The organism is Campylobacter sp. MG1, from assembly GCF_026616895.1.
Taxonomy (GTDB): domain Bacteria; phylum Campylobacterota; class Campylobacteria; order Campylobacterales; family Campylobacteraceae; genus Campylobacter_E.
Genome location: NZ_JANYME010000014.1, coordinates 1 through 25,333 on the forward strand (window position 1 = coordinate 1; position 25,333 = coordinate 25,333).

The following is a 25,333-nucleotide window of genomic DNA, read 5'->3' on the forward strand; positions in this document are numbered from 1 at the left end:
AAATTATTTAATAATTTATTTAATATTTTTTAAAATAAATAAAGTTATAGAAAGATTTAAATTTAAAAAGTTTTAGAATATTTTTAATGCTAATAAAGATAATTTGTATTAGCTAACTAGCTACTTAAATTTATCAGCATTTTGTTTTACGCTTGCTTGTTTGTTCTATACTCATTTAAAATTAATTTGTATTTTTATCTAAATTTAAAGCATTACAGACTTTTATATTCTCGCTGTAATATTTAACATTGTCCAAACTTCTTAAAAAATATTTAACAATATTCATCAACCCTACAAACCATATCATAAATCCTGCATTAAATGTCGTTTTGATTAAAGCTTTCTAACGCAATTAATACCACCAAATTTAACATTGTTAAGTTCTTTGAATATAAATAAGAAATTTTGAATAAAATTAATGAAGTTAAATGGTTTTATTTTACTTAAAATACCCCACCCCATAAGAGAAAATATAGCTTTAATTTATTCTCCTTTCTTGTGATTTTTCGCATTATAGCATATGAGTTATCAAATTTACGTCCATATAAAAAGCACTATAAAGAATTTAAATATTTTAATAAAGTATCTATTATATCATCATCGCTTTTGCTTGGTGCTTTTAAAATAATTCTTTCATCATTATCTTTTAAAAGTTTTATATTTTGTTCATAATTACTAACTTCACAAAATCCGTGCTTAATACATAAAATTTTAATTGCCATAAGTGAAAAATAATTTCTTGTATAGCTATCGCATTTGCCAAATCTATCGTTAAAAGAATCTTGCATAGTAGATAAACTAGCTAAATTATCACACTCATTTATTTTTCTATAAAGACTTAATCTTAGCTTATCATTAGGCACTAAATAATCGCTTATATAAGCATTTACTAATAATTTTTGCTCGTATTTAATCTCTTTTGTGATATTTCCTTTACTTAGTCGATTAATTTCAGCTTCTAGCATTTTAATATAAAGTGCATAGCCAAGTTGTTCTATATGTCCGCTTTGTTCAGCACCTAATAAATTACCACCGCCCCTTATTTCTAAATCCATTTGAGCTAGAGTGCTACCACTACCTAAATACGAATTACTAGCTAAGCTTAATAATCTTTTCTTAGAATCTTCACTAACGCTTTCTTCGTTATCAACTAGAAAATAGCAAAATCCTTGTATTTTGCTACGACCTACTCTACCACGGAGCTGGTGCAAATCAGCTATGCCGAAATGGTTTGATTTTTCTACTATTATGGTGTTTGCATTTGCTAAGTCAATTCCACTTTCAACAATGCTTGTGCATAATAATAAATCATACTTTTTCTCTTCGTATTCAAATAGTTTTTCTTCAGCTTCATTTGCTGGTATTTTTGAATGTAAAACTAAAATTCTAAGCTTTGGATAAAGCTCTTCTAAATAGCGTTTTTTATGTTCAATTGAAGCTATGTGATTGTGTATGTAAAATACTTGCCCGCCACGCCTAAGCTCTCTTGCTATGATTTCTTTAATTAAAGCGTCATCATAAGTTTTTACAAAAGTTCTTACATCTAATCTATCATTAGGCGGAGTTAGAATTTGAGAATAAGTCTTAAGTGTGCTTAAAGCTTGATTAAGCGTTCTTGGGATTGGAGTAGCACTCATACTTAATTGATGAGCTTTTATGCTTATATCTTTTAATTTTTCTTTTTGTTTTACGCCAAATTTATGCTCTTCATCAATTACAATTAGTCCAACATCATCAATTGCTAAACTAAGTAAAGCGTGAGTTCCTATAATAACCTTTGGCTCTTTTGTATTCATAATAGCTTTTTTAGTATTAGAAAATCTATCAAGTCTAAAAACTTGAATTCCAAAAGGCTCTAAACGATTTTTAAGTGTTTTATAATGTTGAGAGCATAAAAGTGTAGTCGGGACAAAAAATAAGGCATTTAAACCATTTTTAACACAAGCAAAAATTGCGTGCATTGCGACTTCGGTTTTACCAAAACCAACATCAGCACTAAGCAATCTATCCATAGGAGTGCATTTGCTTATCTCTTCAAAAATATCATTAACTGCTTTTTCTTGATCACTTGTTAAAACAAATCCTGCTTTAGCCTTAAATATCTCATAATCAAGTGGTTTTTTAATAGCCTTTGTTACAATTAACTGCCTTTTTGCTGCTAGTTCAGTAATAGCACCTGCAATTGCTAATAATTTAGTTTTAAGTTTTTCTTTGAGTTTTACAAAAGTATTTTTGCCTAATTTATCAAGTTCAGGAATTGAGCTTGAAATATATTTATCAAGTAAATAAAGATAATTTAATGGTAATAATAATTTATCATTATTTTGATACTCTATCACAATAAATTCTTGCTTTTTTCCTTCTCTTTCTATTAGTTCTAATCCTAAAAATCTACCTACGCCGTATCGCTCATGAACTACATAATCATTTTTTATAAGCTCATCTAAAACTATGCTTGATTTATATTTTTTCTCTTTTTTATAATATTTATTAAGACTTATTATTAATTCATCATCGCTTTGAATATTTAAAACTGCATTTGAGATGACTTTTTCTACATTTTCACCTAATTTATAATCTAAGAATTTATTCTCATTACTAGCTAGTAATTTTATCTTTTTGTTTGAGTTTAATTTGAAAAAATCATTGCTAGGATTAAACACCATATCGCTATATTTTTTAGCTTTAGAAATTATATTTCCTAATTCAAATTCTTTCGTGCAAACATAAGAAAACTCTAAATAATTACTAAGTTTTAAATGCCAATAAAATACGCTTTCGTATTCATTTAAATCATCATTATTTAAAATACTTTCTTTGATTTCTTCGTATTTTTCTTCGCTTACATAAGAAATTATCGGTAAAATATCGCAATATTCACACTCTTCTTTATAGCTAAGTCCAGAACTTGCATCAAAATATTTAATACTTTCTACTTCATCATCAAATAAAACTATTCTAATTGGATTTTCATATTTCAATGAAAAAATATCAATTTTTTCATGACCTATGCTAAATTCTCCTGGACTTTGAACCATATCAACTAAATTATAATTTAACCTTAAAAGCTCTTTTGCTAAAGAATTTAAATTAATCCTATCGCCAAATTCAATCTTTAAACACTTTAAATCATCTTTATTAGGGAGTGGTTTTTTAATAGTATTAATAGGTATTATTAAAATCTTTTTATCTTGATAATCGTAATAATCACTTAAAACTTTTGAAATATCAAATAATTCCATAGAAAACGAGCGTAAATCGTCATTAATCTCTGCTCTAAAATCAGGTAAAATAAAACTATTTATCCCTAAATATAAAGCTACATTTGATAAAGATTTTGCTTCGTTTAAGTCTTCACATATAATAATTTTTGCATAATTTTTATTATTTATTAAATACTCATAAAGATTTGCTTGCATAAAATCTCAAAAACCTTTCTACTAGCATAAAAGAGCCGAAAACTGCATAATTTTTATCTGTATCAAAATCACTAAAATCACTACATTTAATGTCTAATTCTTTGCAAATCTCTTTAACATTTGCTAAGGCTCTATGTTCGCTTTCATAGTTAAAAACCAAAACTTCATTAATACTTGGCTTTAAAATATTTAAAATATCTTTTACATCTTTATTGGCAAAAAAATTAGCAATTAAACTAACTTTAGTTGAGAATTGTTTTTTAATTTCCTGATTTAAATTCTTTGCAGCTGCAGCGTTATGTCCTACATCTATTATTAAATTACTTGCTAGTTTTTCACATCTTGCTCTTAAATCTAATTTAATTGCTCTGCCTATATAAAAATGTTTTTCTAGCTCAAAATATGCAAGTTGAGCTAAGCTAAAATTATGTTTTAAAAACTCACTTTCATCAAGACATAATTTTGAATAATCAGCATTTAAAAAACTAGCCTTAACTCCTTTTTGAATGGCAGCTTTTAATATCATCTCATTTTTATTAGCAAAAATATTAACACCGCACATTGCTTTAATTTTGGTTCTAAAAATATCATCTAAATTAGAACCTAAAATATCAGCATGGTCAATACTAATCGGAGTAAATACACATAAATCTCTTTTAAAAATACTTGTAGCATCGTATTCTCCACCAAGTCCAGCTTCAAAAATAACATAATCACACTCACTAAAAACAATAGGTGATAAAAAACATAAATATTCAAAATAGCTAAGATTTTCTTTTAAATCAAGCTTTTTTAATTTATCTTGCAAAATATTATGAGCTATATCTAAATCAATATCTTGCATAACTTGATTTTGAAATATACTAAATCTTTCTTTGTAAGAAAATATATGTGGACTTATAAAATGCCCTACTTTATACCCGCTATCACTAAGCATTAAAGCAAGGTATCTTCCCGTGCTACCTTTACCATTAGTGCCTAAAATTTGCACTACTTTTGTATCAAAATCATAATTTAGCAAATGCTTAAATCTATGAGCCTTAAAAAGGTCAAATTTCTCGTAAAATTCCGCTAAATTATCTAAATAATTTGAAAGTTTATTACACACCATTATTTTAAATTTAACATTAAAGCAAATTCATCAAATGCTTTCTTACTAGCTAAATTTATAGCTCTACTTTTTTGCTCGTCACTTAAAACACTAATAGAATTAGTATTAAAAATATGCTCTCCACTTACTTGTATAATCTTAGTTTCTTTATTTTTTAAAGTAACTTCAAACTCCAGTAAAATAATAGCTTTATAGCTTTTAGCATAACCTAATTCATCATAGTATAAAACCACAAAATCACTATTTAATACTTTTAATGTAATTTTAGTATCTGCATCATCAACAATATTTTTATGTAAATAATGCTGTAGATAATCAATAAAATTATCATTTAAAATTAAACTATTTCTAGGATCAGCCTTATTAATTAATGTTTTTACACAAACATCATCGCCTAAAACATTGCTTGTAGCTACATTCAAAGGTGTATAGCCACAAGCACAAAAAAACAATGCAAAACTTAAAAATATTTTTTTCATTTAATTACAATATTTACCAATTTATTAGGAATATAAATTTCTTTTACGATAATCTTATCTTCTAACCATTTAGCTGCTTTATCTTTTGCTATTTTGATAATTTCATCTTGATTAGCATTTGCATCAACTTCAATCTCTGCTCTATTTTTACCATTAATGCTTATTCCAAGTTTTATTGTATCGCTTACAAATACTTCTTCTTTTAATTCATAAGTTTTAATATTAGTTCTATTAAATAATTTCTCACTTAACTCACTTGCTAAATGCGGGATAATTGGGTCAAGTATACTTAAAATTATTGCAAAACCTTCACTTAAAACTTCATCACTACTTGCGTTATTTAAAGCATTTAAGCCTTCCATACAAGCAGCTATTAATGTATTAAATGCGTAAGTTTTATTAAATACATCATCAGCCTTTTTTAAAGCTTCATATACTTTAAGTCTTGCTAATTTATCATCTTTGCTAAGATTTGCATGATTTATATTACTAAAATCAACTACATTAATCCCTAAAGCCTTATCATAAAGTCTATTTAAAAATCTATAAGCACCTTCAACCGCACTATCATTCCATTCTAATTCTTTTTGAGGTGGTGCAGCAAAAAGTATGAAAAGTCTTGCAGTATCAGCTCCGTAATTTTTAATAATATCATCAGGATCAACCGTATTACCCTTGCTTTTACTCATCTTAGCACCATCTTTTAAAACCATACCTTGAGTAAGTAAGCGTTCAAACGGCTCATCTACATTTAAATATCCTAAATCCCTTAGAGCTTTTTGGAAAAATCTAGCATATAATAAGTGTAAAATCGCGTGTTCAATACCGCCAATATATTGATCTACATTCATCCAATATTTTGCTTCATCATCAATTGCTTTTGTATTCCAATTGCTAGGATTACTTGCAAATCTTGCAAAATACCAAGAACTTTGGAAAAATGTATCCATTGTATCGCTCTCTCTAATTGCGTCTTTTCCACATTTAGGGCATTTACATTGTTTAAATGTAGGGTGTTTTTCAAGTGGATTTCCTTCTCCATCAATTACTACATCTTCAGGTAAAGCTACTGGTAAATTATTCTCAACTACACTTCCACAAGTATCGCATTTAACAATCGGAATAGGAGCTCCCCAGTATCTTTGACGAGATATACCCCAATCTCTTAATTTATAATTGATTATACTTTTACCGATTTTTCTATTTTCAAATTCTTTAGCAATTGCAATTCTAGCACTAGCACTATCTAAGCCACTAAATTCTGCACTATCAAATAAAATTCCATATTCAGTAAAAGGCTCATTATCTTTTTTATTTTCGCCATTTATTACATATTTTATATTTAAATTATATTTTTTAGCAAACTCAAAATCTCTTTCATCGTGAGCTGGAACTGCCATAACAGCACCGCTACCATAATCAGCTAAAACGAAATTTGCTACCCATACAGGTAATTTTTCTTTAGTTATTGGATGAATTGCATAAATACCTAAAAATACGCCTTCTTTTTCACTTTGAGCTCTATTTTTAGCACTCATATTTTGCATAGCTTTAATTTTGTCTTTATCATTTTCACTTATTAAATTAGTTTCTAAAACTTTTTTAGTAATTTCATGTTCAGGTGCTAAAGCAAAATAAGAAAGTCCGAAAATCGTATCAGCACGGGTTGTAAATACGCTAAATTTTAATCCATCTAAATCTTTATTAGAACTTGATACATCTAATTCAAATTCCAATCCATCGCTTTTGCCTATCCAGTTTTCTTGCATTGTTAAAACTTGATTTGGCCATTTATCTTCTAAATATTTTAAATCTTTTAATAATTCTTCAGCATATTTTGTAATTCTTACATAATAGCCATTCATAGATTTTTGCTCTACTTCATGACCACATCTCCAGCATTTGCCATCTTCAACTTGTTCGTTTGCTAAAACGGTTTTATCATTATCACACCAATTTACATTAGCTTTTTTTGTATAAATTAGACCTGCTTCATACATTTTTGCAAAAATTTCTTGCTCAAATTTAGTATAAATCTCATCACTTGTAGCAAGCAATCTTGTCTTAGAAAACGAAAAACCTAAAGAATAAAGCTCTTTTTTCATATAATCAATATTTTCATAAGTCCATTTTTTAGGATGAAGCCCATATTTTATAGCAGCATTTTCAGCAGGCATACCAAAACTATCAAACCCTAGTGGGTGTAAAACATTATAGCCCATAGTTCTAAAGCGTCTTGCTAAAGCATCACCTATTGCATAATTTCTTACATGTCCCATATGGATTTTACCACTTGGATATGGAAACATTGATAATATATATTTTTTTTCTTTACTAAAATCATTACTAGGTTCGTAATAATTCTCTTTATCCCAAATTTCTTGCCATTTTTTCTCAACTTCTTTTGCGTTATACATAAATTAGTCCTTAAAATTCATCTTTATTTTTAATAGCTTCAATTAATACTAAAATAAGTGTAAATATATTTGATATTACAGCACCTATTGTCATACTATATACCAAATCACTCATACTAGTTCCATAAATTTGAGTTAAAACAAAAGCTATTATTAAATGCACATCAGTTACAAGTGAACTTGCAAAAATCTCTGTACTTAATGTCTTTTTAACTCCAATTTTTAACAATGTTGAAATTAAATTTATACTAGCAGCTAAAAATAACGCTATAGGATTTTGTTCGTACAAAAAACCAGCGGTAGTAGTTAAGCTCATCAATGTAAAAAATATATGAATAACTCTACCTAAATTCATTATAATTGTCCTTTTTCATACATTGCTCTTAGGCGTTCTTTTTCTTCTTTTTTCTTGATTTTATCAAGTTCTTTAGCTCTATAATTACTAACGCTAAAATTAAACCACATTAAAAGTGGGCTTGCTACAAAAATTGAACTTAAAGTTCCTGCAATAACCCCAACTATTAAAGCAAGAGAAAAACCGTGTATCATATCTCCACCATAAAAAAACAAAATTAAAACCGTAAAGAGTGTTGTTCCTGATGTAAGAGTTGTTCTTGATAGGGTTACTGATACGCTTTCGTTAATAATACTGCCTAAATTAGTGCTTTTACTCTCTTTTATGCTTTCACGAATTCTATCAAAAATAATAATTGTATCATTTAGTGAATAGCCTAAAACGGTTAAAATAGCTGCTAAAGTATCAAGATTAACATCAATTTGAAAAAGAGAAATCGCTCCAATAACTATTACAATATCGTGAATTTCACTAATAATTGCAGCCATAGCAAAACGCCATTCAAACCTAATAGCTATATACACTAAAATAAGTGCAAAAGATACCAAAATAGCCATTAAACCTTTTTGTCTTAATTCTCCACCAACTTTTGGTCCAACAATATCAACTCTTCTTAGCTCAATATCGCCTGTTGAAGATAACATTTTTACAATAGTATCTCCTACATCTTTACCCAAGCTATCACTTGAACTTGAAAATCTAATTACTACTTCATCACTACTTCCAAACTCCGTAACGCTAGCACCTTTTAAAGCTTCATTTTGATTTAAGATATTACGAATATCATCTAAAGGAGCATTTTTATTAGTGTATTTTATCTGAACTAAAGTCCCACCACTAAAATCAATTCCGTAATTTAGACCTTGTGTAAATAATAAAATAATAGAGCCAATAACTAAAACAAAAGATAAGCCAATAGATGCAAATCTAAGCCTCATAAAATCATATATTTTTTTACTAGAAAATACTTGCATCACACTCTCCTATAACCAAACCAAAGTCTTGTATTACCACTTTTTTCAATTCTATTAGCAAACAAATCAAATAAAGCATGAGTTCCTATAATTGCTGTTATCATTGATGCAATTATTCCTATACTCATAGTAACAGCAAATCCTTTAATAGCACCAGTTCCATAAGCATATAATGCAGCACTTGTAATTAAAGTAGTTAGGTTACTATCTAAAATCGCACTCATTGCGTTATGATAACCATTATTTATAGCATCTCTTAAATTAACGCCATCTCTTATAAGCTCTCTAATACGCTCATTAATAATAACATTCGCATCTACAGCCATACCGACGGTTAGAACAATCCCAGCCATACCAGGAAGAGTAAGCGTTGCTCCAAAAAGTGCCATTACTGCTACTAATAAGAATATATTAGAAATTAGAGCGATATTTGCAAACAAACCACTAATTCCGTAATAAACTCCCATAAAAACAACAATCATCAAAAATACACCTAAAAGTGCAACTAAACTTTGCTCAATACTATCAGCACCCAAACTTGGCCCTACGCTTCTTTTTTCAAGTAATTTAACAGGTGCTAATAAAGCCCCACTTCTTAGTGCGATAGCTAAATCGTGTGCTTCTTCAACACTGAAATTTCCACTAATTTGTCCGCTTCCACCACCTATTCTTTCATTAATTCTAGGAGCTGAATATACCTTACCATCTAAAACTATTGCCAATTGATGACCTACTTTTTTACCTGTGAAATCTCCAAATATTTTTGCACCTTCTGAATTAAGTGTAAAATTAATAACAGGTTGAGCAGTTTTATCAGAAAATCCTACTCTAGCATCAATTAACATAGAGCCATCTAAAATAGGTAATTCTTTTAAAACATATTTAATATTTTTATCTTTTACATCAGGTAAAATAATATCTCCATAACTTGCTGCTTCTTCAGGACTTAACATATTGCCTTGATCAGCCTTAGCTCTATCTACTTCCATTAGTTGTAAATGTGCAGCTTTAGCTATTAAATCTTTAGCTCTTTGCTCATCTTCAGCAGTTTTTACGCCTGGAATTTCAACCAAGATTTTATCTTCACCTTGTTTAGCAACAGTTGGCTCTGAAAGTCCAAATAAATCAAGTCTATTTCTAATAGTTTCTACAGCTTGATCTATTGCAAATTTAGCAGTTTCTTGTTTTTCCAAGTCACTTAATGTCAACTCATAAATACCATTATCTGATCTTACTACAAGACCTTTAATTTCACTTAATATTTTATCAACTTTTAATTTATCGCCATCTACATCAATTAATTCAAATTTTATTACATTGTCAGTATTTTTGAAACCATCTGTTAAAATATCATCCTTATTAAAAGAATAATTAATACCTGAAGCTATTGACTTAACTTTAGATTTTATAGCTTCATCAGTTTCAACACCTAAAAGCATATGAAGTCCACCTTGCAAATCGAGTCCTAAATTAATCTTAGGACCATTGATATTAAAAAAACTAGGTAAACTTAAAATAACACCAAATAACGTAACAAAAATTAAAACATAAAAACGATATGTAATACTTTTTACTTGATTCTTTTGCATTATTTTGTTGTTTCTGAAACTACATTATTTTCTATTTTTCTAGCTACAAAATTCTTATCTAATTTAGCGACAACTTCATCATTTATTCTAATTTTTAAAAATTCATCTTCAGCTTTCACAACTTCAACAATTAAACCACCATTAGTAACTATTTTATCACCTTTAGTAAGTGAATTTAGCATTTCTTTATGTGCTTTTGCTTGTTTTTGTTGTGGGCGAATAATTAAAAAATAAAAAATTGCAAATAATACAATAAGCGGTAAAAAATTTAATAAAGCATTTTGTTCCATAATCTTTCCTTTTAAACTAATATAGATATATTATAATAAAAAATTTAATCTAAAGTTCTTACAATAAGACTTTTTGGTAAATTAAATTTATTTATTAATTCAATTTCTTTTAATCTCATTTCCCCATTATCTATCTCATGATCATAACCTAGTAAATGTAATAAACCATGTATAAACAACAATGATATTTCATTTTCTAAACTATGTCCTAATTCTTGTGACTTTTCTGCAGCTAATTCAGTATTAATAACTATAGAACCTAAAAAATTTGTATCTAAAAAAGAATTATCATGTGGAAAACTAAGTACATCAGTAGTTTTATTAATTTTTCTTGTATTTTTATTAATTTCTTGCATTCCATCATTATTTATAAAAACTAACTCAACATCACTATTAGTTAGCACAGAAACTATTTTTTCAAGGTAAGTTATTTCTTCTAAATTATCGTATAAAATCATAATTATTTGCCCCAAAAGGGGCTTTTGATTATTTGTCTCTTAGACCTAAATCATTGATTAATTTAACATAAACATCATATTTTGTAGCTTTTAAATATTTTAAAAGTCTTTTTCTTTGACCAACTAATTTAAGTAGTCCTAATCTTGATGAAAAATCTTTTTTAAAAACTTGTAAATGTTCTGTTAATATTGCAATTCTTTCTGTAAGTAAAGCAATTTGAACTTCAGACGAACCTGTGTCGCCACCAAATCTTGCGTATTTACTGATAATTTCAGCTTTTCTTGCCGAATCCAAAGCCATTTTGACCTCCAAATTGGTGTAATTTAAAAGCGTTATATTATCTTTTTTTTATTAATATTTGCTTTATTAGTAATCAAAAAAGTAAAAAAGGATTTAAAATGACTTGCGTAATTATGGCTAATGGGGAGTTTTGCACCAATAAAATAACCTTAAATTATCTAAAAAATGCTGATTTTTTAATAGCTTGTGATGGTGCTGCTAATTTGCTTTTGGCTAATAATTATGAGCCTAATGTAATTATTGGGGATTTAGATAGTTTTCAAAATCTAAAAACAAAAGCAAAAATAATTAAAGTAAAAAATCAAAACACGAATGACTTAACAAAAGCCTATAAATACGCTTTATCAATGGATTTTAGTGATATTTTTATCCTTGGTGCTGGGGGCAAAAGAGATGATCATTTTATAGCAAATATAGCTTTATTGTTTCAATATTTTAAATTAAAAAATCGCTTTAATAAGACAATAAATCTAAAATTAATCACAAATTACGGGGAATTTTTTATAAAAAATACTGATTTTACTGCTAATTCTTACAAAGGTCAGCAAATATCATTATTTTGCCTTGATAAAAGAGCTAAATTTAGCTCACAAAACCTTAAATATGAGCTAAATAATTTTAATTTTAAATATCTAAATAGTGGGACTTTAAACGAAGCATTAGGCAATACTTTTAGTATAAAAAATCATAATAATAAAGAACTTTTAGTATATTTGAATTTTAATTAATCTTTAAATATTTTTTACTTTAGCTAAAATATACTCTACAAATTTATCACTATCATTTGGGCATTTACAAACATTATAATCACCTTTGTACTGATGTCTATATTCAATATCTAATTCTAAAATAGTTTCAGAACAATCAATACAAAATGATAGTGGATATATTAAAACACTTTTATTGCCTAATTTATCTAACTCATCACTAAGTGCAGGCTCTAACCATTTTACAGGTCCTAATTTTGACTGATAAGCTAATTTAATTTCTTTAAAATCGTTTTGTAATTTATCCTTTAATATAGCAAAATGTTCTTTTATATGCTCTTCGTAAATATCACCCTTTTCTATAGTTTTTATCGGTAAAGAATGTGCTGATATTATCAAGCAATCAATATTTTTATATTTTTGTATCTCATTTAAAATAATATTATTATAAAGCTCATCTTGGTAAAAATAAGGTATTTCTTTTATACTGATTTTTTTATCAAAATTTTTATAAAAATCTTGTAAAGATGATGTGGTAGTAGTTATAGAATGATGTGGATATAAAGGAAATAGTATTATTTCATCATTATCTTTAAAATCATATTTAGCTAAGACTTCTTTAGCAAAAGGCGGAACATAAGTTGATATAAAATCAAAATGAAAATCTTTTTGCAAAGAATTTAATTTATCACAAAGAGATTTTTGGATTTTAGTTAAAGGACTTTTACCACCTATTTTATTATAATTTTCTTTCATAGATTTAATACGAAATTTTCTTATCATAAACGCTACAAGACTTCTTAAAAAATCTGATTTTATTCCCAAAATATTTGGGTCATTAAACATATTTTTTAAAAATACTTCACATTCATCAATTTGATTTACACCACCCATATTGAGTAAAAAAACATATTTCATATACAAACCTAAAATTATCCAAGTAAGATACTTGGATAAATATTATTTGTCTTCATTAAAAGAACCCAATTTGAGAATTTTTTGCATTCTTTTTGCAACCAATTCATCAAGATTTAATGGTTTTAGTTCTTCTATTTTTTCTAAAACATAATTTTGTATATTATTTGCAGTAATCTCTTTGTTTCTATGAGCAATGCCTTCTTCTATAATATCATCTATTAATCCTTGCTCATATAAATCATCAGCACTTATTTTCATAGCCTTTGTTGCAGCTTCACTTTTACTTGGGTCATTCCATAATATAGCAGCACAACCTTCAGGAGATATTACAGAAAACACTGAATTTTTAAGCATAGCTAATTTATCAGCTACACCTAAAGCTAAAGCTCCACCACTTCCGCCTTCTCCAATTACTATAGAAATAATTATTGTTTTTAAAGCACTTAATTCATATAAATTTGTAGCAATTGCCTCACTTTGACCACGCTCTTCAGCTCCTACTCCAGGATAAGCACCTGGAGTATCTACTAAAAATACAATAGGTATTTTAAATTTTTCAGCCATTTTAGCAAATCTTAAAACCTTACGATAACCCTCTGGATGTGGCATACCGAAATTTCTATGTAATTTATATTTTGTTCCACGACCTTTTTGTTCGCCTATTAACATTACTTTTTGCTCGCCAATATAACCAGCAAAACAAACTATAGCAGGATCATCTCTAAATGCTCTATCTCCATGTAATTCATGGGCATTTTTTAAAATTATTCTCACATAATCAAGAGAATATGGTCTATCAGGATGTCTTGCTAGCTGTAGCTTTTGAAAATCACTTAAATTTTTATAGGTTTTTGTTAATTCTTTTTCTAAATTCTTTTTTAAAATCTTAACTGCTTCTATATCGCCTTTAATATTAGCATTAATAATATCTTCATCTAATTGTTGAATATTTTTCTCAAAATCTAAATAAGCTGCCATCTTAATTAATCCAATTTTCTAAAAATCACTGAAGCATTCGTTCCACCAAAACCAAACGAATTACTCATAGCTGTTTTAATTGTATGCTTTCTAGCCACATTAGGCACATAATCTAAATCACAATCAGGGTCAGGGTTTTTATAATTTATTGTAGGTGGAACTATACTATCTCTCATAGCCATTAGACAAATTACTGCTTCAATAGCACCAGCAGCACCTAAACAATGTCCTGTTTGACCTTTTGTAGAACTTACTAAAGGCATATCATCTTTAAACAATTCTTTCATTGCTGCTGTTTCATTTTTATCATTAGCTGGAGTTGATGTTCCGTGTGCGTTAATATAATCAATTTTAATTTTATTAGCAGAGCAATCAAATCCCTTTGCCATACATAAAGCTTTTTTCATAGCTCTTAATGGACCATCTAAAGCTGGAGAAGTTATATGATTTGCATCTGCACTTTCACCAAACCCTATAACTTCAGCATATATTCTAGCACCTCTTTTTTTAGCATCTTCATAATCTTCTAAAACAAGAGCAGCTGCACCTTCTCCCATAACAAAGCCATCTCTACTAGCGTCAAATGGACTACTAGCTGTTTCTGGAGTATCATTTTTAGTAGATAAAGCTTTCATTGAAGCAAATCCACCTATACCTACTGCACAAATAGCTGATTCAGCTCCAATTACTAACATTTTATTTGCTTGATTGCAAACTATTGTTTTATAAGCTTCGCCAATTGCGTGAGTTCCTGCTGCACAAGCAGTTACACAAGATAAATTTGGACCTTTCAATTTATAATCAATTGAAGCCATTCCCCCTAGCATATTAACTAGAGCTGAAGGTATGAAAAAAGGCGAAATCCTGCTTGCGCCCTTTTGCAAACATACATTAGAATTTTTCTCAATATTAGGTAAGCCACCAATTCCTGCTGCACTTACTACTCCAAATTCATCTAAATCAACTTCACTAATCACGCCATCAGCCATTTTAAAATTAGCATCACTTATAGCTTCTTTTGCGGCGTGTAATCCAAGTTGAATAAATCTATCAGCTTTTTTAACATCTTTTGCATTTAATACTGTTAAAGGATCGAAATCCTTAACTTCTGCGGCAATTTTAACACTTAAATCACTGGTATCAAAAAGAGTAATTTCTCCAACACCGCTTTTTCCATCACAAATCGCCTTAAACGAACTTTCTTTATCAAGCCCAAGGGCATTTATCATTCCAATGCCAGTTACTACTACTCTTCTCAATTTAAATCCTTATTGTTTTTTTGCTTCTATGTATTTTACTATATCATTAACTGTTGCGATTTTTTGACCATCTTCATCAGGAATAGAAATATCAAATTTTTCTTCTAAAGCCATAATTAATTCAACTACATCAAGTGAATCTGCACCTAAATCTTCAATAATTTTAGCATCAGGTGTAATACTAGCTTCATCAGCTCCTAATTCTTCTACAATAACTTTTTTAACATCTTCAAAAATAGACATTTTTTTCTCCTAAAATAAAATTAAACTCGTATTCTTACAAAAAAGTGTAAATAAATTACACATACATTCCGCCATTAACTTTTAAAATCTCACCTGTAATATAACTAGAATAATCACTTAATAAAAACGCAACTGCATTTGCAACTTCGCTAGGTTTACCAAATCTAGCAAGTGGAATTGCTTTATAATAAGTTTGTTTAATTTCATCGCTTAATACATCTGTCATATCACTTTCTATAAATCCTGGAGTAATTGCGTTATAACGAACTTCTCTACTAGCTGCTTCTTTAGCAAAAGACTTAGTCATAGCAATAACCCCACCTTTACTAGCAGAATAATTTACTTGACCTGCATTTCCCATCTCACCAACAACTGAACTAATATTTACAACACTACCAAAACGCTTTTTACTCATTACTTTAAATGCTTCTTTACAACCTATAAAAGTTGAATTTAAATTAGCCTTTATAACATCATCAAAATCAGCTTCGCTCATTCTTAAAACTAATTTGTCTTTTGTAATTCCTGCATTATTTACTAAATAACTTAATTCTCCATCGCAATCAATTATTGTTTTAATAGCATTTGTAAAATCACTTTCACAACTTGCATCAAAACAAATAATTGCTGCTTTACCACCATTTTTTTCAATTTCTTGTTTTAAATTCTCTGCAAGTTCAGGTTTTGAACGATAATTAATCCATACTTTTAGACCAAATCCCGCTAAAACTCTAGCTATTTCAGCACCAATGCCTTTAGATGCACCTGTAATTAATACATTTTTTCCACTAAATTTCATATTTTCTCCTAGTCTTTAATGATAATATCCGAGTGATTTTTTTCTAAAAAATTATCTTCATAATCTTTTAAATCTTTTTTAAAATCTTTTGATTTTCTCATAACAAAGGCATAATACAATATTAAAGAAAACAAAATTATCCCCGCACATATTTCATAAATCCTAGAATGCCCGTAACTAGGCTCAATCAAACCTAACAAATAAGGACTAATACCCATTCCAACATCTAAAGCTATAAAAAATGTTGAATTTGCTAAGCCCATTTTCTCTTTAGGAGATAATTTTATAGCAAGTGATTGAAGACTTGAAGTGGCATTTCCATATCCTAAAGCACAAAAAATAGCCGATAAATACATCATTAAAGAATTGTTTGTATAAGCTAAAATTATTAAACTTGCTACATAAAACAAAATAGAAGGAACTATTACATAATCCGCACCTATTTTATCAAATACTTTACCTGAAATTGGTCTTGAAAACACACTAATACAAGCATAAAATACAAAAAATAATGAACCTGCTTCAATTAAATTAAGCTCTTTTGAATAAGAACTTATAAAAGCAATAATTGCTCCATAAACAAAACCCATACAAAATACAACATAAGCAACACCCAAAACCGATTTTTCAATGTAATTAAAAATTGAAAAAGATTTTTTAACATGATTTATCTTATGTTTTCTAAATCTTTTAACTTTTATTACTACACTTGAAATTAATGCTATTAATATACTAATCAAAGAAATTATAAAACATAAATTAAAATTATTTTTACCCACTAAATATACTGCTAAAAATGGTCCAATGGCAGAGCTTAATACAACACTAACCGCATAATATCCTATACCAATTCCTCTTTTATTGCTAGGCACTAGTCTAGCTACTGCAGCACCACAAGCACAAGAGCATGCACCATAACACATACCAGCAAGCAATCTTGATAATATTAATTCAAAATTAGTTGATAAAAACAAGTAATATAAATTAGGTATAAAATACAAAACTAAACTAATAATCATAACTTTTTTTATGTTTATATTATCAATAATTGAGCCAAAATAAAGTCTTGATAATAGTGCTCCAATTACAAAAATACCATTAGCAAGACCTGCTATTGCTGTGCTAGATTGTAATATAGTTTTTGCAAAATCTGTAGAAGCAATAGTAGTAATAAAAAACACTAAACAAATAACAAAATTAATAATAAAAACACAAATAAAATTCTTATTCCAAATATTATACTTTTTGGATAATCCCATAAAAACTCCTTATAATTTTTTATTGATTTTATCAAGCATATTAATGAACAATCCAAATTCAGCATAATCTAAATCATCACAAATTTGCTTTTCGTAATTAGAAATTAAAATATTTGCATCAAAAAACAATTCCTTGCCTTTTAAACTAAGTGAAATGATTTTTTCTCTTTTATCATTTGAGCTTGAAATTTCTAAATAATTTGCTTTTTCTAGTTTCTTACAAATCCTAGACGCAATAGCCTTATCCATCTGATAAAACTCGCAAATCTCACTTAAACTAGCACTTTTTGTTGAGCTAAGATAATAAAACACTCTCCAATCAGTAGCATTAATATTAAACGGCTTTAAAATTTCATTTACTTTACTGATAATTTTTCTATTTGCATATGTAATTTTTTTAAAAAACATGTTATTCCTAATAGTTGATATAGTCAATTAAATTAGATTTTATAATTAAATTTATAAATTGTCAATAAGTTAGCTTTAATTTGCTAAGCTTAAAATAAAAAAGGATTCAAATGATTATATTTTTTGATTTAGATGGAACTTTAATTGATTCAACCAAGCCTATAGTATCTAGTCTCAAATTAGCTTTAAAAGATATAAAAATAAATTTAGATGATAATGAAATAAAAAAATTAATAGGAAAATCTTTAGAAGAAATGTTTGCTACTATGGGTGTAAAAAATGAACAAATAAAAGAAGTTGTTAGATTGTATAGACAGTATTATAAAGATATATATAAGATTCATACAACACTTCTACCACAAGCAAAAGAAGCTGTAGAATTAGCACATAAATTTGCTAAAGTAGGACTTGTAACTACTAAAGCACATATTTTTGCTAAAGAAATATTAAATGATTTTCATATATTGAATTATTTTGATGTAATAGTTGGTGGTGATGAAGTAAAAAAATGCAAACCTAATCCAGAACCTATTTTTAAAGCTCTAAGTATTTTAGCAAATAAAGAAACTACATTAAGTAAAGAATGTTTACAAGAAATTTTTGAATTTGATAAAGTATATATGATAGGAGATACATTAAATGATACTCAAGCTGCTAAAAATGCTGGTGTAAAAGCACTTGTTACATTATTTGAATATGCTGATTTGTCAAATTTTGATAATGAAAACGACATAATATTCAACACTCCACTAGAGTGTGTTGAATATATAATTAAAAACAATAAATAACCGTTACTTAACGGTTATAAAGATAATAAAGCAATTCTTACTGCGTTAGTTGCTGCTCCAACACGAATTTGATCAGCTACACACCATAAATGTAAAATCTTAGGGTTATTTAAATCAACTCTAATTCTACCAACATAAGTTTCATTTGTATTGCTTGTAAATAAAGGCATTGGATAGCGTAACTCTTCATTTTCACTATCTTCATTATGTGCTTTTGTATTTGGATTATCCATCAATACAACGCTTGGAGCTTTACTTAAAATCTCTCTTACTTTTGTTAAATCTACATTATTTTTAAAAGTAATTGTAATACTTTCGCTATGACTTCTAAGTACTGGCACTCTAACGCAAGTAGCACTAATTTGCATTTTTTTATTCATAATTTTTTGAGTTTCATTTACCATTTTTAGCTCTTCTTTTGTATAGCCACTATCAGTAAATACATCAATTTGAGGAATTAGATTTAATGCTAGTTGATAAGTAAATTTTGATGGTTTAATTTCTTCAAAAGCAAATACTTTTTGAAGACCTTCCATAAGCTCACTCATACCTAAATTCCCTGCTCCACTTGCCGCTTGATAAGTGCTAACATCAACTCTTTCTATATCAAATACATCATCAAGTGGTTTTAATACTTGCACCATTTGAATGGTTGAGCAATTTGGATTTGCAATTATTCCTTTATGTTTTTCAAAATCACCAGGATTACATTCAGGCACTATTAAAGGCACATCATTCATCATTCTAAAATAACTTGTATTATCAATAACCAAAGCACCTTTATTTGCTGCAATTTTTGCATATTTTTCACTTATACTTCCACCCGCACAAAAGAATGCTATATCAACATCTTCTTCATCAAAACTATGCTCATCTAATTCTTCTATAACATAAGTTTCATCACGCCATACAATCTCTTTACCAGCACTATTTTTACTAGCTAATAATCTTAGTTCTTTTACTGGAAAATTGTATTCATTTAATACATTTAATATTTCTTCGCCTACAGCACCTGTTGCACCAATGATTGCAATATTTTTCATTTCACTCTCCTGATTTTATTTTATTAAAAATTTTTGTATAATAATCAAAATAATTAATTTTTTCACCTAAATTTTTAGCTACGTCTGAATAAAAATTTAAATTTTCAATACTATTATTGTCAATATTGATTTCTAAGTCAGTAATTAATTTTAATGAAGAACATTCATAAAGAGATATCCTATCTTTTAAAACAATCATAACACTACCAATAGCCCAAGTCTTGCAAAAATCCCTAAAATCATTTCTAGTAGGTAAAAGTTGAGAATCTTTATAAATCTTCGCAGCTAAAATATTAGGATTTATAAAATCAAAATTATTATACCTAATCATTGTATTTTCATATTTTTCTTTATTGGGTGCTATTAATATAGTCTTATCAATAAAATTATTTAATATCACATCATCATCAACACTAGGCATAATAACTGGTATAGGCAAAGCACTTTGTTTTAAATCAGAAAAAGTATAAAGTTCAAATTTAGCAATATTATTATCAATATTTACAAAACTACCTCTAGCTACAATACTAGAATTATCACCAACATTCTTTAATACAAAAACACCTAAATTTAAATCCTTAACATTTACACTAGGTAAAATTTCAACATAAGCAAAATCATTATCTATTTTTTGTATCTTTCCGATAATGGTATTAGCAAATAAATTTCCCAACATAAAAAAAAACAGAAAAAAATACTTAAACATAAAAATTCCTTTAAAATAAATTACTGAATTATAAGCAAAAAAAAGTAAAATGTTTACCTTTATTTTAGAATTATTTTACTTTTAAAGGGAATTTATGAAAAAAATCATATTAATTGCATTTGTTTTGATGAATTTTTTATATGCAAAAAATTTAAAAATGGATGAATTAGTATGGGAAAAAGGAGAGAGTTTCTTAATATTTTTACAAAAAAATTCAATTCCTTTAAGTATATACCATAACTTAGACAAAGAAGACAAAGAATTAACCGCTGAAATTATAGCTGGAATAAAGTATCAAATTTTAAAAGATGAAAATGACAATATAGAACAAGTTTTAATACCAATAAGTGAAGAATTACAAATACAAATTTATAAAAATGAAAATGATGAATATGCAATAACTTTTACTCCTGTATCTTATAAAATAGAGGATATGAAATTAACATTTAAAGTTCAAAAATCAGTATATCAAGATATAGTTGATGTAACTCAAAATTCAAAATTAGCTAGTGCAGTACTTAAAGCCTATAGTGGTTCAATTAATTATAGAGGAATGAAAAAAGAAGATAAAGTAGCCATCATATATACACAAAAAAGAAGATTAGGAAAACTTTATGGTGATTTAGATATTAAGGCCGCAATGGTAGAAGTTAATAAAAAACCTTATTATATATTTAAATTTAGCGATGATGAATTTTATGACGAAAACGGAAGACAACTACAAAGCTATGCATTTATACTACCAGTTGGGAATGTTAGAGTAAGTTCTCCATTTAATCCAGGTAGATTTCATCCTATTTTAAAAAAATATAGAGCTCACTTAGGAATTGATTATGCTGCCCCTACAGGAACACCTATAAAAGCTGCTGCTTCTGGTAAGGTCACATTTAGAGGCGTTAAAGGTGGATATGGTAATGTTATTCAAATTACACATAACAGCGAATATATGACGCTTTATGCTCATGTTAGTCGTTTTGGTAAATTTAAAAATGGTGATAGCGTAAAACAAGGTCAAATAATAGCTTATGTAGGCACAACAGGGCTTAGCACAGGACCACACTTACACTTTGGTATGTATAAAAACAATAAGGCTATAAATCCTGCAAAAGTAGTAAAAGTCGTTACTGAAAAACTAAATGGTAAAGAAAAGAATAAATTTAAAGAATTATCTAAAGAATGTATAAATGAAATACAAAATATTATTAAAAATGATTTAAAACCTATTAAAGAGGAAAATTTTGAAAATATTGTGGAGCTGAACTAAAATATGAAAAATACAGCAGTAGCTTTTGAAATAATACAAGATTTTTTAGATGAAAAAGATGTTAGCTATGCTGAATTATTAGAAGCCCTAAAAATAATAAAAAATGATGACTATGAGGCCTATGAAAATATAATTAAAAGTCTTGATGACGAAGACTTAGGTAATACAGCAGCACTTATGCCTGATCATATGTTAAGTGATGTATTAGAGCTTACTTCAAGCAAAAAACTAGCTTTAGCATTAGGCGAATTAGAAAGCGATGACGCAACTGATTTAATGCAAAGCATTGAAGAAATTGATGATGAAAAAGCAAATAGAATTTTTTCAAATCTTAGTAAAGACGAACAAGATGATATTTTATTCTTAAAACGCTACGATGATGAAAAAGCTGGTGCATATATGCAAACTGAAGTCTTTACAGCAAAACTTAACGATACCTTAGAAAGTGCTATTAGTAAATATAAAGAACTTAAAAAAAGTGAAGAAATAGAAAATATCATAAGACTTTTTATAACTGATGATGATAATAAATTAATCTATAGTTTACATGTAGGGGATTTAATTTTATATGAATTTAAAGATACTTTTCAGCAAATTTTAGATAAAAATGAAGAATTGATAAAAGATTTGTATTACATAAGAGATTACGACACTATAAATGATGCTATCTCTATGGTTCAAGACTATGATTTAAGTGTAATTGCTGTAGTTGATAATAATAATAAATTATTAGGAAGAATAACTTATGATGATATACACGACTTAATCCAAGACTATGCAACAGAGCAAATGTATAACTTTGCAGGGGTTGGAGATATTGATAGCGAAGATGAAAATACCATAAAAGCAGCTAAAAGTAGAGCTAAATGGCTTATTGTAAATCTAATTACTTCGCTAATTTCAGCCCATGTTATCGCAATGTTTTCTGATGCAATAGAAAAATTAGTAGCACTTGCAGCTTTGATGCCAATAGTTGCATCAATGGGTGGAAATACTGGCTCACAAGCACTTGCCGTAACTATTAGAAAACTTGCTTTAGGTGAATTAAGTTATGAGAATTCAAAACATATATTATTAAGAGAAATTGCGATTTCATTTTCAAATGCAACGATTTTTGCCATTGTTTTAGGAGCTGTTGCGTATTTTTGGTTTTCAATCCCAATGCTAAGCCTTGTGATATTTATATCAATGATTTTAAATTTAGGTTTTGCAGGTTTAATTGGCTCATTAATACCTTTGGTATTAAAAAAATGTGGATTTGACCCTGCACTAGGTAGTGCGGTTTTACTAACAGCAACCACCGATGCTTTAGGATTTTTTAGCTTTTTATTGCTTGCTAAAATAATATTACTTTAAAATAAGGAGAATATATGAAAATTTCTTATAAAATTTCTTTGTGTGTACTACTAGCATTAATAATAATGTGTTCTAGTCTAATTTATCTAGCAAATAATGCTATGAATAAAATAACAAAAATGACTGAAGAATCTACAGAAACCATAGTAATTGAAAATGCTAGAAATACTGCAAAAAGTATAGTTTATGGAATTTATCATTATACCAGTAAAATGCACGATGATTTTATAAAATCAGGTGATGGAGCTGATGATGCATATCAAAGTATTGTTGAATATCTACAAGATATAGATTTAAAAAATGACACAATAAGGTTTTTTTCGGCAAATTTAAAAGGAGTATATTTATCACACTATCATAAGGAAAAAATTGGTAAAGATTATACATTTGATAAAGATGCAAATGGAAATAGCTATGTTAAACAATTTATAGATAAAGGTTTGCAACCAAACGGAGGATTTACAGAAATTAAATTTTATGATGATGTAGTGAAAGTAAATAGAACAATTATAACTTTTACTAAGAAAGATGAAAATTTAGACATAATATACGGATGTACCATAGATTTAAATGTAGCTAAATCAAACATTGATAATATAAATAAAAACATAAATAATGTAATTAATAAATCTAATACAACCTTTATAATATCAGCATTAATAATAGCTAGTGCTATATTGATTTTGCTAATAATATTTATAGCAACACAAATTTCAAGTCCTTTAAATAACCTAAAAATAAAATCTCAAGAACTTTGCAGTGGCAATGGTGATTTAACTAAAAAACTAGAGATAAATGGAAAAGATGAAATAGCTCAAGCTTGCGAAGCTATCAATGTATTTTTAGAAAAAATTAGAATATTAATTGCACAAGCAAAAGATATCTCAAATGAAAATGCTTCAATAGCAAATGAATTAAGTCATACAAGTCTTCAAACTGGAAAACGTGCAGAAGAAGGTAGTAATATAGTAAATGAAATTTCACAACAAGGATTAAATACTAAAATAAATTTAGAAAATGGTGTGGTAAATGCAACTAAAGGTAAAAATGAACTATCAAATGCTACTAAATATATAGATGAAGCAAATATTGCTATTAATACATTAAGTAATCAAATTAACGCAAGTGCTGCGATAGAAAGTTCTTTAGCATATAAAATAGAACAATTAAGTAAAGAAGCTGATAATGTTAAAAGCATTTTAGAAATAATTAACGATATAGCAGATCAAACAAATTTATTAGCTCTAAATGCAGCGATTGAAGCAGCTCGTGCAGGTGAACATGGTCGTGGCTTTGCAGTTGTAGCTGATGAAGTAAGAAGCTTAGCTGAAAGAACTCAAAAAAGTCTTAGTGAAATAAATGCAACAATTAGCGTAATAGTTCAAGGAATTAAAGATACTAGCGAACAAATGAGTACTAATTCAAGACAAATAAGTGAACTAACAAATGTGGCTAATTCAACACAAGAAAAAATAAATGAGATGGGTAAAGTAATGCATAATACAGTTCATATAAGTGAAGAAACTGTAAATGATTATATAAACACAAGCAAAAATATTGGTAATATATTAGATAGTGTTAGCAACATAAATGTAATAACACATGAAAATACAAGAAGTGTAGAAGAAATTGCAAGTGCAGCAAATCATCTAAGTGAAATGACAGAACAACTAAATAAAAAGCTAAATGAATTTAGAACCTAAAAATTTAAAAATACTTCATTATTAAAATCAATTAATTTAATAATGAAGTTAAATTGTATCTAACTAAATATTTTAGTTAGATATAAATTTAAGCAAATCAAAAAAAATTAATTCAAATCTTAATAAATTTATGTTTTATTATAGAAATATCAATTAAATTAATAAACTTAAAAAATGTGGGTAAATTTCAATTAGATATTTTATTATTTGTCGCATTTAACCGCATTTATATAAATCAAACTAAATACCATTAGTATAAAAATTAATAAAATAAATTAATGTAAATATTTATTGTAAAAATAATATATATATTACATATAAAAGAATGAAATTTTGTAAAATTACTTGTTTTTAAAAATGCTTAAAATAACTTTAAACAGAATTTTAAACAGTTTTTAATATAGGTCAAATTAACACACAAAAATACGCATGTGTAACAAATAGAAATTTTACAAAATGCACAAAATTGAATTAATATTGCAAAGTCCTTAAATTCGTGTTTTAATGAT

23 protein-coding genes and 2 pseudogenes are annotated in these 25,333 nt (G+C 27.6%); 6 read left to right on the top strand and 19 right to left on the bottom strand.

The window, feature by feature from the left end:
* Positions 1-554: 554 nt before the first annotated feature.
* Genes NY022_RS08710 through rpsO form a run of 10 tightly spaced genes read right to left on the bottom strand, consistent with a single transcriptional unit; the run spans position 555 to position 11,393 of the window.
* Entirely contained in the window at positions 555-3,419 is a 2,865-nt protein-coding gene (locus NY022_RS08710) for a DEAD/DEAH box helicase (RefSeq protein WP_267525353.1), read from the bottom strand.
* A complete protein-coding gene (locus NY022_RS08715) occupies positions 3,400-4,530 on the bottom strand; it encodes a Mur ligase family protein (RefSeq protein ID WP_267525355.1) in 1,131 nt (376 codons plus the stop codon). The genes NY022_RS08710 and NY022_RS08715 overlap by 20 nt, the downstream gene beginning before the upstream one ends.
* Entirely contained in the window at positions 4,530-5,009 is a 480-nt protein-coding gene (locus NY022_RS08720) for a hypothetical protein (RefSeq protein WP_267525357.1), read from the bottom strand. The genes NY022_RS08715 and NY022_RS08720 overlap by 1 nt, the downstream gene beginning before the upstream one ends.
* On the bottom strand, positions 5,006-7,426 hold the full coding sequence (leuS, locus tag NY022_RS08725; RefSeq protein WP_214115851.1) for a leucine--tRNA ligase: 2,421 nt from the start codon (positions 7,424-7,426) through the stop codon (positions 5,006-5,008). The genes NY022_RS08720 and leuS overlap by 4 nt, the downstream gene beginning before the upstream one ends.
* 10 nt (positions 7,427-7,436) lie before the next feature.
* A complete protein-coding gene (locus NY022_RS08730; RefSeq protein WP_267525360.1) occupies positions 7,437-7,781 on the bottom strand; it encodes a DUF6394 family protein in 345 nt (114 codons plus the stop codon).
* Positions 7,781-8,755: a protein translocase subunit SecF gene (secF, locus tag NY022_RS08735; protein WP_267525362.1), complete on the bottom strand. Its 975-nt coding sequence runs from the start codon at positions 8,753-8,755 to the stop codon at positions 7,781-7,783. Before secF ends, NY022_RS08730 begins: the two co-directional genes overlap by 1 nt.
* Positions 8,755-10,344 (bottom strand): protein translocase subunit SecD, encoded by a 1,590-nt coding sequence (secD, locus tag NY022_RS08740; protein WP_267525364.1) that lies wholly within the window; start codon positions 10,342-10,344, stop codon positions 8,755-8,757. Before secD ends, secF begins: the two co-directional genes overlap by 1 nt.
* A complete protein-coding gene (yajC, locus tag NY022_RS08745) occupies positions 10,344-10,637 on the bottom strand; it encodes a preprotein translocase subunit YajC (protein ID WP_267525388.1) in 294 nt (97 codons plus the stop codon). Before yajC ends, secD begins: the two co-directional genes overlap by 1 nt.
* A gap of 41 nt (positions 10,638-10,678) precedes the next feature.
* Positions 10,679-11,092, bottom strand: coding sequence for an rRNA maturation RNase YbeY (gene ybeY / locus NY022_RS08750; RefSeq protein WP_267525366.1), 414 nt, complete (start codon positions 11,090-11,092; stop codon positions 10,679-10,681).
* 28 nt (positions 11,093-11,120) lie between these two features.
* On the bottom strand, positions 11,121-11,393 hold the full coding sequence (gene rpsO, locus NY022_RS08755) for a 30S ribosomal protein S15 (protein ID WP_267525368.1): 273 nt from the start codon (positions 11,391-11,393) through the stop codon (positions 11,121-11,123).
* Between the two features lie 98 nt (positions 11,394-11,491).
* On the opposite strand from rpsO, the gene NY022_RS08760 reads away from it, so the two are divergent.
* Complete coding sequence (locus NY022_RS08760) at positions 11,492-12,121, top strand: thiamine diphosphokinase (protein WP_267525370.1); 630 nt, start codon at positions 11,492-11,494, stop codon at positions 12,119-12,121.
* 3 nt (positions 12,122-12,124) lie between these two features.
* On the opposite strand, the gene hemH is transcribed toward NY022_RS08760, so the two are convergent.
* From hemH to NY022_RS08795, 7 genes are read right to left on the bottom strand one after another with little or no spacing between them, the layout of a single operon-like run.
* Positions 12,125-13,018, bottom strand: a complete 894-nt coding sequence (gene hemH / locus NY022_RS08765; RefSeq protein WP_267525372.1) for a ferrochelatase — start codon at positions 13,016-13,018, stop codon at positions 12,125-12,127.
* A gap of 42 nt (positions 13,019-13,060) precedes the next feature.
* Positions 13,061-13,996, bottom strand: a complete 936-nt coding sequence (locus tag NY022_RS08770; RefSeq protein ID WP_214118277.1) for an acetyl-CoA carboxylase carboxyltransferase subunit alpha — start codon at positions 13,994-13,996, stop codon at positions 13,061-13,063.
* Between the two features lie 5 nt (positions 13,997-14,001).
* Positions 14,002-15,255 (bottom strand): beta-ketoacyl-ACP synthase II, encoded by a 1,254-nt coding sequence (locus tag NY022_RS08775; RefSeq protein ID WP_267525375.1) that lies wholly within the window; start codon positions 15,253-15,255, stop codon positions 14,002-14,004.
* 9 nt (positions 15,256-15,264) lie between these two features.
* Positions 15,265-15,498: an acyl carrier protein gene (gene acpP, locus NY022_RS08780; RefSeq protein ID WP_214118272.1), complete on the bottom strand. Its 234-nt coding sequence runs from the start codon at positions 15,496-15,498 to the stop codon at positions 15,265-15,267.
* A gap of 55 nt (positions 15,499-15,553) precedes the next feature.
* On the bottom strand, positions 15,554-16,297 hold the full coding sequence (gene fabG, locus NY022_RS08785; protein ID WP_214118270.1) for a 3-oxoacyl-ACP reductase FabG: 744 nt from the start codon (positions 16,295-16,297) through the stop codon (positions 15,554-15,556).
* Between the two features lie 8 nt (positions 16,298-16,305).
* Positions 16,306-17,556, bottom strand: a complete 1,251-nt coding sequence (locus NY022_RS08790; protein WP_214118268.1) for an MFS transporter — start codon at positions 17,554-17,556, stop codon at positions 16,306-16,308.
* A gap of 9 nt (positions 17,557-17,565) precedes the next feature.
* Positions 17,566-17,964, bottom strand: a complete 399-nt coding sequence (locus NY022_RS08795; RefSeq protein ID WP_214118266.1) for a MarR family winged helix-turn-helix transcriptional regulator — start codon at positions 17,962-17,964, stop codon at positions 17,566-17,568.
* Between the two features lie 110 nt (positions 17,965-18,074).
* On the opposite strand from NY022_RS08795, the gene NY022_RS08800 reads away from it, so the two are divergent.
* Positions 18,075-18,752, top strand: a complete 678-nt coding sequence (locus NY022_RS08800) for an HAD family hydrolase (RefSeq protein WP_267525379.1) — start codon at positions 18,075-18,077, stop codon at positions 18,750-18,752.
* A 14-nt stretch (positions 18,753-18,766) separates the two neighbouring features.
* On the opposite strand, the gene NY022_RS08805 is transcribed toward NY022_RS08800, so the two are convergent.
* Both NY022_RS08805 and NY022_RS08810 read right to left on the bottom strand, forming a co-directional pair.
* Entirely contained in the window at positions 18,767-19,795 is a 1,029-nt protein-coding gene (locus NY022_RS08805; RefSeq protein ID WP_214116494.1) for an aspartate-semialdehyde dehydrogenase, read from the bottom strand.
* 1 nt (position 19,796) lies between these two features.
* A complete protein-coding gene (locus NY022_RS08810; RefSeq protein ID WP_267525381.1) occupies positions 19,797-20,471 on the bottom strand; it encodes a plasminogen-binding N-terminal domain-containing protein in 675 nt (224 codons plus the stop codon).
* 124 nt (positions 20,472-20,595) lie between these two features.
* Between NY022_RS08810 and NY022_RS08815 the strand changes: the two genes are divergently transcribed.
* The 4 genes and pseudogenes from NY022_RS08815 to NY022_RS09730 form a co-directional block, all read left to right on the top strand.
* The gene (locus NY022_RS08815; RefSeq protein ID WP_267525383.1) at positions 20,596-21,765 is read left to right on the top strand and encodes a peptidoglycan DD-metalloendopeptidase family protein; all 1,170 of its coding nucleotides are present in this window, start codon (positions 20,596-20,598) and stop codon (positions 21,763-21,765) included.
* A gap of 3 nt (positions 21,766-21,768) precedes the next feature.
* A complete protein-coding gene (locus NY022_RS08820) occupies positions 21,769-23,121 on the top strand; it encodes a magnesium transporter (RefSeq protein ID WP_267525385.1) in 1,353 nt (450 codons plus the stop codon).
* A gap of 101 nt (positions 23,122-23,222) precedes the next feature.
* Positions 23,223-23,966, top strand: a pseudogene (locus NY022_RS09725) (cache domain-containing protein); the annotation flags it as partial.
* Positions 23,967-24,320: 354 nt separating this feature from the next.
* A pseudogene (locus NY022_RS09730) lies at positions 24,321-24,824 on the top strand (methyl-accepting chemotaxis protein); the annotation flags it as partial.
* Between the last annotated feature and the right edge of the window lie 509 nt (positions 24,825-25,333).